10 protein-coding genes are annotated in these 12,702 nt (G+C 56.0%); 3 read left to right on the forward strand and 7 right to left on the reverse strand.

The window, feature by feature from the left end:
- Positions 1–16: 16 nt before the first annotated feature.
- Positions 17–295: a hypothetical protein gene (locus HDF09_RS09120; protein ID WP_183764958.1), complete on the reverse strand. Its 279-nt coding sequence runs from the start codon at positions 293–295 to the stop codon at positions 17–19.
- Between the two features lie 127 nt (positions 296–422).
- Here HDF09_RS09120 and HDF09_RS09125 point away from each other — a divergent pair, with 127 nt between their 5' ends.
- From HDF09_RS09125 to HDF09_RS09135, 3 genes are all read left to right on the forward strand, one after another.
- Positions 423–1,202 (forward strand): CHAD domain-containing protein, encoded by a 780-nt coding sequence (locus HDF09_RS09125; RefSeq protein WP_183764961.1) that lies wholly within the window; start codon positions 423–425, stop codon positions 1,200–1,202.
- A gap of 357 nt (positions 1,203–1,559) precedes the next feature.
- On the forward strand, positions 1,560–2,720 hold the full coding sequence (locus HDF09_RS09130) for a YeiH family protein (RefSeq protein WP_183764965.1): 1,161 nt from the start codon (positions 1,560–1,562) through the stop codon (positions 2,718–2,720).
- A gap of 283 nt (positions 2,721–3,003) precedes the next feature.
- Positions 3,004–5,508 carry a capsule assembly Wzi family protein gene (locus HDF09_RS09135; protein ID WP_183764968.1) on the forward strand — a complete coding sequence of 835 codons (2,505 nt, stop codon included), beginning with the start codon at positions 3,004–3,006 and terminating at the stop codon, positions 5,506–5,508.
- Positions 5,509–5,620: 112 nt separating this feature from the next.
- On the opposite strand, the gene HDF09_RS09140 is transcribed toward HDF09_RS09135, so the two are convergent.
- The 6 genes from HDF09_RS09140 to HDF09_RS09165 form a co-directional block, all read right to left on the reverse strand.
- On the reverse strand, positions 5,621–6,430 hold the full coding sequence (locus HDF09_RS09140) for a 2OG-Fe(II) oxygenase (RefSeq protein ID WP_183764971.1): 810 nt from the start codon (positions 6,428–6,430) through the stop codon (positions 5,621–5,623).
- A gap of 221 nt (positions 6,431–6,651) precedes the next feature.
- Positions 6,652–7,557: a glycosyltransferase family 2 protein gene (locus tag HDF09_RS09145; RefSeq protein WP_183764975.1), complete on the reverse strand. Its 906-nt coding sequence runs from the start codon at positions 7,555–7,557 to the stop codon at positions 6,652–6,654.
- A 12-nt stretch (positions 7,558–7,569) separates the two neighbouring features.
- The gene (locus tag HDF09_RS09150; protein WP_183764979.1) at positions 7,570–10,194 is read right to left on the reverse strand and encodes an SLBB domain-containing protein; all 2,625 of its coding nucleotides are present in this window, start codon (positions 10,192–10,194) and stop codon (positions 7,570–7,572) included.
- A gap of 365 nt (positions 10,195–10,559) precedes the next feature.
- Complete coding sequence (gene gatA / locus HDF09_RS09155; protein WP_183766166.1) at positions 10,560–12,014, reverse strand: Asp-tRNA(Asn)/Glu-tRNA(Gln) amidotransferase subunit GatA; 1,455 nt, start codon at positions 12,012–12,014, stop codon at positions 10,560–10,562.
- Positions 12,015–12,025: 11 nt separating this feature from the next.
- Positions 12,026–12,352 (reverse strand): Asp-tRNA(Asn)/Glu-tRNA(Gln) amidotransferase subunit GatC, encoded by a 327-nt coding sequence (gene gatC / locus HDF09_RS09160; protein WP_183764981.1) that lies wholly within the window; start codon positions 12,350–12,352, stop codon positions 12,026–12,028.
- Positions 12,349–12,645, reverse strand: a complete 297-nt coding sequence (locus tag HDF09_RS09165) for a DciA family protein (RefSeq protein WP_183764984.1) — start codon at positions 12,643–12,645, stop codon at positions 12,349–12,351. The genes gatC and HDF09_RS09165 overlap by 4 nt, the downstream gene beginning before the upstream one ends.
- Between the last annotated feature and the right edge of the window lie 57 nt (positions 12,646–12,702).

The following is a 12,702-nucleotide window of genomic DNA, read 5'->3' on the forward strand; positions in this document are numbered from 1 at the left end:
CAGCCTTATGCGTGGACTACCAGCGTCCGCGATGATCGTGGTGGTAGCGCTCAAACTCATGCGCTCGCACCCACTCGGCGTGCCGACGCTCCTGTTCGAAGCGCAGATGAGCATAGTAGTCGGGCCCGTAGTAGCCGTAAGCGGGATAGCCATAGTAAGCCGGATAGCCAACCCGTACCCCCACTGCGAACTGCTGTGCGTCAGCCTTCGCGGGTGCTGCCAACACAAACGCACCTGCCAGTAAGCCAACCGTTACACCCTTTGCAACCATCGCTTTTACGTTTGTGATCTTCATAACAACCTCCTGCCTACACCCAATGAAACCCACCTTACTCGAACCGGTTGCGCGCAACTATCGCGGCGATCCGGTGTCGTGAAGTCCAAATCCGCAAAAGCTGCATCTGTAACAAGCAGGGTGTTCTATGCCGCAACCGGTCATCACCTTTCTTCGCTATTCGCTTGAGCTGAAAGCAGCACTTGCCGATTGCCTCGCCGACCCAAAGCCCAAGGCTGTTCACCAGCTTCGCTCGAGCACTCGTCGGCTGGAGGCTGTGCTCGAACTACTGACTCCTGCGGCCGACCTGCCCGCTCTGCCGAAGAGGTCCAGCGCCTTCAAACGTTCCGTCCGTAAGATCCGACGCATCGCCGGCGACGTCCGCGATCTGGATGTTCACCGTGAACTTCTCGGCCCCTATCAAACGACAGGTGGCGCGACTGAGTTGGAGACGCAACTGGAAGCATCGAGAAAAAAGAAGGTGAAGAAATTGCAACAGCAGATCAGCGCCGACGAAGATGAAATCCTCCGCGCGCTCGACAAACTCGAGATGGTTTTTGCGGGAGTAAATGACTTCAATCTTAGTGGAGAAAGACTGATCCACGTCGCGCGAAGCTGGCTAGCACCGGCGGTTAGCGGGCTCGATCCTCACGAGGATGGTGACCTTCATTCGATCCGGAAGGCCTGCAAGACCGCACGGTACATCGCAGAGATCGGCAGCGAGGAGTCCAAGGCCGCAGCGAAGTTTGCGAAACGCTTGGAGGACGTCCAGCAGACAACCGGCGCGTGGCACGACTATCTTCTTCTGCTGGATCGAGCTCAGACCCGGCTGCCGAGTGGAAGTCCTGTCATCAAAAAGCTTTACGCGAAGGCTGGACTGTTGCGGCGCCAGGCTGAGTCGAAGGCGGCGCATCTTTTGAAAGCCTGAGCAGCCGACCGCCTGCCCCCTGGTGTACACTGGACTCTGACATGACGGTCTTCCGCCAACCCGCGCAGCTGCACCTCATGCCGACTCGTTGTTGTTGTAGCTAGTCCTTCCTTCGCAGTTCCCCCTTTTTCTACAAGTTCAGTGTTGTAGCCCACACGTCGCTTCGTGTGCACCACTCTTTCTCCAAGGAGACTTCTCCATGTCCATCCCTCGCACCCGTCTCTCTTTTTCCACCGACACCTGGGCAATTGTGTTGTCTCTTGCTCTCGCCATCATCGTCCGCGCAGGCCTGCTCAAATCGGTCGCCTGGTAAGCATCGAAGTCCGCGCCCCAAACAAATAGCACGAAGGAGAGTCTATGGCCGCCTCAATCGATCTACCCGATCTTCGCACTGAGTACCCCCCACACGCGCCGGGCCGCGTCCCAGCCGAACGCTCCTCCCTCCTCGGCCTGCTTCCAGGCATTGCGCTTCTGGCCGTCGTCGGCTACGCGGGCAAGTTCGTCGAGCACTTCATCAACACCTACGGGAAGGCTCACCACTACGTCCTGCCCAACATCGAATATGTGCTCTGGGCTATTCTTTTTGGGATCCTCATCGCCAACACCGTCGGTCTACCCCGGATCTTTCGCGCGGGCGTCGCTACCTACGAGTTCTGGCTAAAGGCAGGCATCATCCTGCTAGGCGCGCGCTTTATTCTTGGCGATATCCTTAAACTCGGCGGCATCTCACTGGCCCTGGTCTTCGTCGCCTTCGCCTTCTCGCTGACCTTCATGACGTGGCTGGGCCGCACCTTCAAACTAGGCCCTCAACTCACTACGCTGTTAGCCGTTGGCTCCAGCGTCTGCGGCGTCTCTGCCATCATTGCCACCCAAGGCGCGATTGACGCCGACGAAGAGGACTCCTCGACTGCCATCGCCGCCATTCTCGCTCTCGGCGCAATCTCGCTGTTCACCTTTCCGCTCATCGGCCACGCGCTGCACATGAGCGACCGCGCCTACGGTCTTTGGGCCGGTCTCGCGGTCGACAATACCGCCGAAGCCACCGCCGCCGGAGCCCTCTACTCGGACGCCGCCGGCAAGTTCGCCGTGCTCGCCAAGACCTGCCGCAACGCCCTCATCGGCTTCGTCGTGCTGGCCTACGCGATCCAGTGGGCACGGAAGGGCCTCGCCAGCCGTGCCGCCACAGCGCAGCTCGAGAACAAAGCCGCATTCCTCTGGAAGAAGTTCCCCAAGTTCGTCCTCGGCTTCCTCTTTATCTCTTTGCTGGCCACCCTGGGCTCTTCGACCAACCCTCATGTAGCCGCGCTGGGCTTCTCGAAGCCTCAGCTCGCAGCGTTAGGGAATCTCAGCCGATGGGCCTTCCTGCTCACCTTTGCCGGCGTAGGTCTGCGCACGAACCTGAAGGATCTCTTCAAGCAAGGAGCCAGGCCGTTCATCGTGGGAGCTGTCGGCGAGGTCGCTATCGCCGCCATTACCCTGCTGCTCGTCCTGGGTGCCAACCACTTCTTCCATCTCTAAAATCACCACTTTGTGGGCGCTCCCGTTTCGCAGATTGTCGTCGAGCAAAGCGGGAGTCTCGGGTGGGAAAGTTGTCACGCTTTCGTCACGGTGTCATCGGGGATCGCCCAGCTATGGTAGCCTCCTGCAAGGGGTTGCATTATCCGAGTACGCCCACCCCGAACCGTTGCCGATGCTTGTAGCTCAACCACAACCTGATCGATACCTCCGCCTCACAGCATTCCTTTTGCTTTCGATTGGGCGACTGTGCTTCGCTCAAAACGCAGCCGTACAGCCAGCGTCGATGAATGCTTCAGTGGAGGCGTCAAGCTCTCTGCCAGATGCGCCGGAGCCGCAAGTCGCCACCGACCCGGCCCCCAAAACAACGGAGGATAAGGCTGAGACCCCGATCACCCTGGCTGGCACCCCACGGCGTCTCCTGGCCGATCAGAAGGCCATCTGGACCAGCCCTCTGCATCTTCGGCCCAGTGACGCAATCTGGTTGGCTCCCCTTGGCGCGACGACAGGTTTGTTGATCGGCAGCGACCAACACACCATGACATCGTTGATCCAAATCAACGCGGATGATCGGAGCAAGTTCAACACCTTTTCGAACGCCGGCGTGGTGGCGCTTGGGGCGGCGCCGGCAGCCATGTACCTCTGGAGCCTCTTCAACGACGCGCCCCAGGCTCACGAGACTGGCCTGCTGACAGGAGAAGCGCTGGCGGACAGCCTCGCGGTAAGCGAAGTAGGCAAATTCATCTCCCTGCGCGACCGTCCCCTTGTAAACAATGCCAAGGGTGACTTCTTCAACTCCAGCCCGTCTACGTCAGGCTTCCCCTCAAATCACGCGACTGCGGCATGGGCCATGGCTTCAGTAATTGGAGAGGAATATCCGGGCTGGATTACCCGCACTGCGGTCTATGGACTGGCCACCGGCGTGAGCGTCAGCCGCGTGCTGGCCGAACAGCACTTCCCCTCAGACGTTCTGATCGGAAGCGCGACCGGATGGCTGATCGGTCATTACGTCTATCGCGCGCACCACAACTTCAGCCTGAACCCATTCGACTCCAAGGCGATGCCGGATGACTTCGGGGTGCCCCGGACCCACAAGACGCCACAAGCGCAGGGAGCTTCTCAGCCGGCGCCTGTCGCTCATCATCCGCCGCGGCTCTTCACCGAAGATGACGATCCGGATTCGATCGGATCGACCAACGTCCCCATGGACAGTTGGGTCTATCCGGCGCTGGAACGACTCGCCGCGATGGGATTCATCCCTGGTCAGAGTGTCTCGATCCGCCCGTGGACCCGGCAGGAGTGCCTCCGTCAGCTTAGAGTAGCGGAGGATCAGATTGACATGGAGCAATACAACAGCCCCAAGCTGGTCTCTGAAGCTCGCCGCCTCATGGCCGATCTCCAACATGAATTCGAGACCGAACCTAACTACTACGAGTCGTTGAGTCTCGAATCAGCCTACGCACGGTACGGCGCGATTGCAGGTCCCGCGCTGGCAGACAGCTTCCACTTCGGACAGACCTGGTGGAACGACTTCGGCCGTCCGCTTGGCCGTGGCGGCAGCGCCATCGCCGGATACTCGATACGCGCCAACTACGGGCGACTGTTCTTCTACGATCGCCAGGAACTGCAGCAGAGTCCTGGGAATCCGGCTGAATCGCAGGCAACAAATCAGCTGATCAACGCGTTGGATCGAATACCGAATTTCGGCGACCCGTACATACAGCCAATCCCCGAAAGATCAGCCTACACTCGTCAACGGCCGATTGAGCTATACGCAGGCGTTGCCTTCGAGGGTAATGCGCTTTCTTTGGGTAAACAGGAGCTCTACTGGGGACCGACTACGATAGGTCCGCTCGCCTTCTCCAGCAATGCAGAGCCGACGTACAACCTGCGCTTCGTATCAACTCGTCCACACCCGATACCGTTCCTACCATCGCTGGGCACCTATCGCTTCGATATCGTGCTCGGAAAGCTATCCGGACACAGCTATCCCGCACGTCCTTGGTTCAATGGGCAAAAGCTTGACATTAATTTCGGCGATAACCTCGAGATGAGCTTTACACGCTGGTCCATCTTTTGGGGCGTCGGGCACCCCATCACACTCCACACCTTCAAGAACAATGTATTCAGCTTCAACTCAACCGGTGACATCACTACCGGAAATGGTGGAAGCGGGGGCTATGGCGACCGAGCCGATCCTGGCGACCGCAAGAGCAACTTCGACTTCAGCTATCGCCTGCCATTTTTGAGACGGGCCGTCACCCTCTACGCGGATGCATACTCCGACGATGACCCCAGTCCAATCGATGCACCCCGCAGGGCTGCCTGGAGCCCTGGTATCTACTTTGCGCGATTGCCCCTTCTACCGCACATGGATTTACGCGTCGAGGCCGTCAGTTCACAGGGGCTTGTGAACGACTTCGGCGGCCAGCATTTCTTCATCAATAACCAATACCTGGACGGAAATACCAACAAAGGATTCCTGCTGGGCAACGCTGTGGGCCGCGATGGCCGCGCTATCGAAGCCCGTTCAGGTTATTGGTTCTCCGCCCGCACTCGAGTCGAAGCCGGCTACCGCCAGAATAAAGGGGGAAACCTGTTTCTTCCTGGCGGAAGTACGATTTCGGATGGATTTGTAAACAGCACGTATGCCTTCAATCAACACTGGCAGGCGCAGCTCTTCACGCAGTACGAACGGTTTCTCATTCCCTCTTACATGAGCGGTTCACAACACAACACAAGCGGATGGTTGCAAATTACCTGGACACCAGAGATTCATCTGCACCGCTAGGCCCATTATTCGAAGGGTCTCCTCTTTCTTCGACTCACAGCATGTAATGACCTCACCGACAAAGGGTGCCTGCTTCGACCGGCACCCTTGTCTGTCAATTTGATGTGGTCTTCTAATCTTTCTTATAAACGTGCTTGTTCTCGACAATACCTTTTTTGAATACTGTACGAACCGCTTGGCGTAGAGCGATATCACCCTGCAATACCAGATCGCGTACTGGTTGTTCGGGTCGACCGCGAAAGGAAGTGACATGAAAGTATTCATGATCCTCAAGCGGTTTTGCAGAAAAGTAGTAGTTCGACACACAACACCGCGAACGATCAACGACGACTTGGCTCACGGAGTGCCAAGATTTTTCATGAGTCGCCATGAGGGCAAGCCGATTAAAATTTGCAGCGATGACACGTTGAGGTTCTTTGGGACCGTTATCCCAAAGTTCCAAGTTTCCACCGAATTCCTCGTGCCAATCAGGAGTCACATAGTAGAGAAGATTCAGGACTCGGTACATCTGCCGGTTCTTGTCATGAGAGTTATCCAGATGAGGATTAAGAAAATTATCCTTTGCCATAAGGCTGATCCCGCCGGCATAAAGGTGTTCGTCGGGGACCATCTCGTAAATGCCGGTTATCTCTTCTACCACCTTCAAGACCCTCGGATCCTGAAACGCAAAGATGATCTCCTCGAGAATTGCGGAATACTTGTTCATCTGTGCCGCAACATACTTGTTTTCTCGAAGGCTCTTCTTAAGCATCATTGTGTCTTTGTCGGGAAAGGCCTTAAAGATTTTAAGAACCTCCTCTTCCGGCAACAGATGATCGATTACACAACTCTGAACAGTATGCTCTCGGAACTCGTCACGGAGCCGCTCGAGTTCATCGCTAAGTCTTTCTTCAATAATTGCTGCATATTGGCTACGATCCATATACTGACCCCTGACGTTACCTACGTTTGTACCCTTTAACTGCCCCTCTGTAATCCGAAAGAGTATCGATTTCGGCACCTTGCTTCTCTCAAAGCAGTAGGGATTCCACGCTGTCTGACAGCCTAACGCACGCCTGTCGATTACTCAAATCCCTGCGCGATCACGGATAGTCCGTAGAGGGGAGGAGTTGAGTTAGAGCCGCGGACATGACTAAACTACTATCACTTCCAGAATGCGGGATGCATACTGAGTCTGCGCTTCCATTCCAAACTCAGCTTCTTCTCCAAGCTGCCGAATTTGTAGCCCGCCAGCTTAATTACGGTTCGAAAAAGCGCTGAAGGGATCAACAACTTGGATGATTGCCAAAGATATCTAAGCTCCGATCGGACGAAGCGACTGCCTTCGCCGCCCGCGCGTCCAAACTTATCCAGCAACCAATCCTCTTTCGCGTGCAACGCCCCAATGTCGAAATATCGCTTGAATTCCTGCACCCACGTGTAGTTATGGGAGTGGTAGACCTGTGCTTCGGCCACATAAGCTACCTTCCACCCTGCCATCAGCAGTCTTGCGGCAGTGATTGTATCTTCCCCGAAAATGACGTCGCATGGAAAGCCGCCGACGGCCATGAGGGCATTGCGCCGATAAGCCGCAAACGAATTTGAGAGGAAGATGGTTTTAAATCCGAACTGTTCTCGGCTGGCCCAAGTGCGCACACTGGATTGTTCCGGGTAGTTATACAAACGCGCATGCGCTTCAATTGGGGTCGCGCTGCGACGCGGAAGTTGGCGCCCATAGGCAGCCGCAACAGCCGGATCAACAAAGGCTTCGAGCAACAGACTAATAGCATCAGGTTGCGCGAGTTCCACGTCTTGCGTTAAAAACACGAGTACTTCAGCATCAGGCAGTAACTCAACTGCAACTTGCCTTGTTCCGCCGTGATTGAACTCAGATTTCGCAATCGTATGCACACGAAAACCAGCAGCTTTTGCCAAATCCGCCGTCCCGTCCACAGAAGAAGAATCAAGAATCAGCACACGATCTGAGGCCATAGATTCGAGGAGTGGTGGCGCCAGGCGATGCCAGTCTTTGACAGCATTCAGGGTGGGTATGACTACAAAACAGGTCACTTCGCTTTTCTCTTAGAACACGACGTTAGCTGCTGCTATAGCGATTCCAAATTGGCCGACGATCTGGGCAATATCTACAATGAGTCGTATCGTGTTGCCTTTCGTAAGATTCAGAGGCACGACAACCGTGTCGCCAGGATACAAATGGAGCGAATCAAAGTTGTTTCCCCGCAGAGAAGAACTATATTGCTTGCTGATCACGGATCCGCTCGCTCGAATAACATAAGCCCGGCTCTTATCAGCATCTCTGTTGGAGCCGCCGGCTAGTCTTATGTAGCCGCCAAGTCTGCGCTGTGGCTCGAAAACAAAAGAGTTCTGGTTGTAGACCGCTCCATCGACGCTTATGGTAGAGGGAACACGCGGCACGATGAAACGATCTCCATCTTCGAGTGGGAGATCAGGGATCTGGCTCAAGTCGCGGCTGTCAGGCTTCAAATCCAGCACGATGCGTCCGGTCGCCCTCGCTTGCCGCAAGCTGGCGATGATGTTCTGATTCTGGGCCTGAGTTGCAGCTGCAGCTGCGGTGTCCGAAGCGCTTATAGCTCGACCCGCATTATTTGTTGCGTTTGTACTCACCTGCAGCGCGATCTCGTCGACGTATTGATTCAGGCGTTGTTGTTGAACCCGACGTGTAGATTCGCGAGTGAACTCCGAGCCATAGAGGTATGCTTCCGAGGTAAACCCGCCAGCACGCTCTACCAACTGCCGCAAGGTCTCGCCCGGCAGAACGCTGTAGACACCAGAGGAGGCAAACTCTCCCTCCAGCCGCACGAATCGGGTCTGTTGCGCCTGGGGCACCCGAATATCTGCCTTCGAGAAGATAGTAACGACGTCCTCGGGAAGCAACTCAAGATTTTGAGAGGCGTCTTCCTCCAACACCGCCTTACCAAGATTGAATGGAAGGAGGGATGTCGTCAGGTTCGCCTTGCTCTGACGCTCGATAACAGCGTAGCTCCAGTCAATATCGGGCTCGCTCAACTTCACATTGTTCCGCGGCCGAAATTCTCCAGACGATGCATTTGCCACGGTTGAACCCAAACTGGCGCTGGCTGCACTCACGCGATTTGAAGGTGGCGTGTTGAACTGGGAGCCGTTTTGCGGGAACCCGGATGGGTTGGAGTTGCTACCGCTGTAGGCGTTTTGATTGTTGTTCGTCGAATTCGATCCATTGGTTCCATCGGCTGCATTTGCTGCATTTGCTGCTGCGGACGGGGTATACCGATCATTGCTTCCACTCAACGCAGTCTGCGAAGCTGGAATTTTGATGCAGTCGAGTCCGCCATCAGTGGGGGCATCCGTGTCGCTGTCCGTATCGCCTGTCGTTCGATAACTACTTCCCTCTTCGCCTCCGAAGGCCAGCCCAATTAAATTTGGATTCCTGGTAGAGGAGTATCTCCAGTTGGGGTTCGTCCCCTCTTCTCCAACAGGAATTCCGTAACGTAGATTTGGAATACCGTAGGGGGTCAATGGGAGGCATGTAGGAATATAGGTCAGTGTGGGCTGACCGAGTTGGCTTCGCTTCAACCAATAGTCGCGCGTGATCAATGCATCTTTATCCGGCAGCAGATCGCGAACGCGCATTCCCGGCTTCCAGGTGTAACGTCCCGGATTGGCCACATTCCCGCGCAGTGTGACTGCATCCTTGTATTGGCTGACCACCGCGTTCAGCTCCAACAGGTCGCCGTTCTGCATCACGATCGCTCTTCCCTGCGAGTCAAGAGATATCTCAAGCATGCTGCGCCTACTGCGCTCGTCCACTCTCTCTAACCGAACTCTCTGTCCCGAAGCAACGTTCGTCAAACCTGCCGCCAACTCGAGAACATCACCGACGGTTGTATCGCCCAGGGACTTGAGTTCGTAGATCGCTGGGTGATTGACACTTCCAGTGACAGCTACCTGCGGACCGACAGGCGGGATGTAGATGACATCGCCGGGCAGAAGTTTCTCGTCCTTCGATTTGTCGCCACGCTGCAAGAGATCATACAAATCGAAATCAACGACGACTTTATCGCCGCGTTTCAACTGAATGTGTCGCAGGCTACCCTGTGGAGTTGGTCCACCCGTGGCGAAAAGAGCGTTGGTGAGTGTGCTCAGCGAGCTGATCGTATAGCTTCCAGGCCTGCGCGCCTGTCCAACGACAAATACCTGGATTGACCTCAACTGGCCCAGATTCACATTGAGATCGAAGTTTCGGAAGACCCTGCTAACCTGACTCTTCAAGAAATCGTGCATCTGCTCGAACTTCACGCCAGCAACGTGAATCGAGCCTACCTGGGGCACGAAGATGCTTCCAGATCGATCTACCAGAAAGCGGCCGTTCAGCGTAACCTGGCCCCACATCTGGATGAGTAATTCGTCTCCCGGTCCGACTACATAGTCCGGCGTCACCGGGACCATGTTGACCGGCGCAAAGGTAGACGGCAAGTTGCGAAATAGATTCACACCATAGATCGGCAGCATCTTGCCGATCGAATTAGCAACCAGAAGCTGAAACTCTGTTGGAGAGTCCAACGGAAGAGGAGTCTGGGGGTTCTGATTTTGCTGCAGGTTGCGATTGTTATTTTGTGTGGTAGTCTGCGTATCCTGCTGTCCAGGCACAACGATCTGGGGGGTTAGAGTCTGCTGCTGATTGGCCAACGGGGTGCGGGTCTGTAGGTTGCTTTGATCTCCGGAAGACTGACACGTCGGATCATTCGGGTCGCAAGACTGCTGCTGTGAAGTTTGCCCACTGAGCGCCTGACCAAATTGGTCGAACTGAGCAGATGACGTTAGCGTTCCGAACACGCTGACTAGAAGCACATATCCAAACCTGCGTACTCTGGGGGAACTACCAAACTGCATCTGCTCTAATCCTCGCAACCTTCTTTTAGCCTGATATCGTTCATCATACAATCAGCAGTCAAACTCACTGAAAAGAGCTATCGAGCACCTGACATACGGACATATCCGACGGCCCGATCACATCCAAATGGCGGAGTACGTCCCGCATAGAGGACCCGGCCTCAGGCACCAGATTCCCGACTCGCTTGTTGCGTCTCCACGGCTTGCGCTACCCGGAGCATGGTCGATTCATCGAAATGCTTACCCAGGACCTGCACGCCGATCGGCAGTCCTTCCTTCGTCTGCCCGCAGGGCACGGACACGCCGCAGATACCCGCCAGACTCGCTGCCACCGAGTAAATGTCCTCCAGATACATCTGGACAGGGTCGTCCGTCTTTTCGCCCAGCTTGAACGCAGGGGTCGGAGTTACCGGAGCCACCAGCACATCCACATCAGCAAACGCTGTCAGAAAGTCGCGGGTCAGGAGAGTTCGAACCTGCTGCGCCTTGCGGTAGTACGCGTCATAATAGCCCGCACTGAGGGCATAGGTGCCCAGCAGGATCCGCCGCTTCACTTCGGCGCCAAAGCCTGCATCTCGAGTCTTGCGAAACATCGCGGATAACGTGTTCGCCTCTTCCGCCCTCAACCCGAACCTGACCCCATCGAACCGAGAGAGATTTGAGGATGCCTCGGCTGTAGCAATGACGTAGTAGGTTGGAATCGCGTATTTGGTGTGGGGTAAACTGACCGGCTTTACCACGCATCCTACCAGCTTCAGACCAGCAACTACACCATCGATTGCGCTACGAATCTCCGGATCCAATCCCTCGCCGAAGTACTCCTCGGGCACTCCGATCCGCAAGCCCTGAACAGGTTTCGCCAGTCCGTCAACATAGTCATCCACCGGCCTGGTCGATGAAGTTGCATCCATAACATCTTTTCCTGCAATAACTTGCAGCACAGTTGCCGCGTCTTTTACGGTCGTCGTCAATGGCCCAACGCGATCCAGCGAAGAGGCGAACGCAATCAATCCATAGCGGCTAACCCTGCCGTACGTGGGCAACACTCCGACCACGCCGCAAAAGGCCGCCGGCTGGCGAATCGACCCGCCAGTATCGGTTCCAAGTGTAGCTACCGCGAAGTTCGCCGCTACCGCAGCCGCCGAACCGCCGCTCGAGCCGCCCGGAACACGGTCTAACGCCTTTGGATTCAGTACAGGTCCGTAAGCTGAATTCTCATTCGACGAACCCATCGCAAACTCGTCGCAATTCAACTTTCCCAACAACACCGCCCCGGCCTCTTCCAGCTTCGCGACGGCAGTCGCATCATACGGTGGCCGGTACCCTTTCAAAATGAGTGAACCAGCAGTGGCCGGGGCCCCCCTCATTACGAGAACATCTTTAATCCCCACCGGAACTCCCGCCAGCGGCGGCAACGGGTCACCCTTGGCGGCCATCTCATCGATCTTCTTAGCCTGGGCCATCGCCCGCTCACGACTTAACGCCAGAAAGCTATGGATCTCGCCATCCTGGAAGGCGATACGCTCATAGTGCTGCCCTGCAAGCGCTGTTGCTGTGGTTTCACCCGAAGCTATCGCTTGACGTGTGTCATCGATTGTCAGATTTTCCAAGTTCACTACTTTTGCGCTCACCTTTCGATCACCTTCGGAACCTTGAAAAACCGGCCGTCGGTATCCGGGGCCGCGGACATCACTTCCGCGCGGTCAAGCGACGTCCGTACTTCGTCCATCCGCAACGCTTCTCCACGAGCGAGCAAAGTGCCCCCCAACATCTCACCTACCTGCGCCATCGCAGGAATCCCGGAAGTATCCAGCTCATTCAATTGATCGATATGGCCAAGAATGGCGTTCAAGTCTCTTTGCATCCTTGGCTCTTCCTCCGCCGTCAGCTCCAGGTTCGCCAACTCTGCGACCCGCCGCACATCCTCCAGAGTAACGCCAGCCTGTTCCTTCATCGCTTGTAGTTCCCCTTCTTCTCAAAGTGTATCTCGCTTACAGTCACCCCCGAAATACGCGACAGCTCTGCGGCAAGCTGTCGACGCATACTTAGCAACTGCCGCAACCATGCGCCATCTTCCACCTCTACTCGGACCACGCCATCCTCAAATCCTACGACCTGCCCCCGCTCCGCCATGGCCCTTCCACACGCCACCGGCCACGCTGCCGCCAGCCTATCCTCCTCCCGGAGCGCTTGCAGGCTCCTCCCCAGGGAACCTTTCAGCATGTCCCGCATTCCCTCTAAAGACATCAGCAAGCTCCGATCAAGTTGTCACGGTTGAGATTCTCGGCGGGGAGTTGAAAGGAA

It is taken from the genome of Edaphobacter lichenicola (assembly GCF_014201315.1).
GTDB classification, from domain to species: domain Bacteria; phylum Acidobacteriota; class Terriglobia; order Terriglobales; family Acidobacteriaceae; genus Edaphobacter; species Edaphobacter lichenicola_B.

Coding starts and splice junctions, on each gene's coding strand:
- HDF09_RS09140 (WP_183764971.1), bottom strand. CDS start 6,430: ATGGATCGTAGCCAATATGCAGCAATTATTGAAGAAAGACTTAGCGAT.
- HDF09_RS09130 (WP_183764965.1), top strand. CDS start 1,560: ATGGCCGCCTCAATCGATCTACCCGATCTTCGCACTGAGTACCCCCCA.
- HDF09_RS09165 (WP_183764984.1), bottom strand. CDS start 12,645: ATGTCTTTAGAGGGAATGCGGGACATGCTGAAAGGTTCCCTGGGGAGG.
- HDF09_RS09120 (WP_183764958.1), bottom strand. CDS start 295: ATGAAGATCACAAACGTAAAAGCGATGGTTGCAAAGGGTGTAACGGTT.
- HDF09_RS09135 (WP_183764968.1), top strand. CDS start 3,004: ATGAATGCTTCAGTGGAGGCGTCAAGCTCTCTGCCAGATGCGCCGGAG.
- HDF09_RS09125 (WP_183764961.1), top strand. CDS start 423: ATGCCGCAACCGGTCATCACCTTTCTTCGCTATTCGCTTGAGCTGAAA.
- gatC (WP_183764981.1), bottom strand. CDS start 12,352: ATGAAGGAACAGGCTGGCGTTACTCTGGAGGATGTGCGGCGGGTCGCA.